This is a genomic window from Variovorax sp. Root318D1 (genome assembly GCF_001424835.1).
Classification (GTDB): domain Bacteria; phylum Pseudomonadota; class Gammaproteobacteria; order Burkholderiales; family Burkholderiaceae_C; genus Variovorax.
This window is the reverse complement of record NZ_LMCQ01000002.1, coordinates 1-270: the sequence shown is the minus strand read 5'-3', so window position 1 is coordinate 270 and position 270 is coordinate 1. Positions and strand designations below refer to the sequence as shown.

The 270-nt window shown below is 67.3% G+C and carries 1 protein-coding gene; it reads left to right on the top strand.

Going from position 1 to position 270, the window contains the following annotated elements:
• On the top strand, positions 1-270 hold a 270-nt coding region (locus ASC78_RS27615; RefSeq protein ID WP_200934251.1), incomplete at both ends, for a hypothetical protein.

Genomic DNA, 270 nt, shown 5'->3' with positions numbered 1-270 from the left:
CTCGTCCAACTACGCGGMCCAGGAGGCCTCGCTGGCCGACACGCTGGTCACCCTGACCCAGACCGTGACGGTCACCGACGGGGATGGCGACACGGCGACCGATTCCGAGGTGCTCAACATCGGTGCCAACATCAAGTTCGACGACGACGGTCCGTCCGTCTCGCTGACAGCACCCACCGACACGGTGCTGCTCAACACGCAGGACGCCGACACCATCGGCGCGGCCACCGACTCGGACACGCAGGACTTCTCGACCGCCTTCAGCGCGGC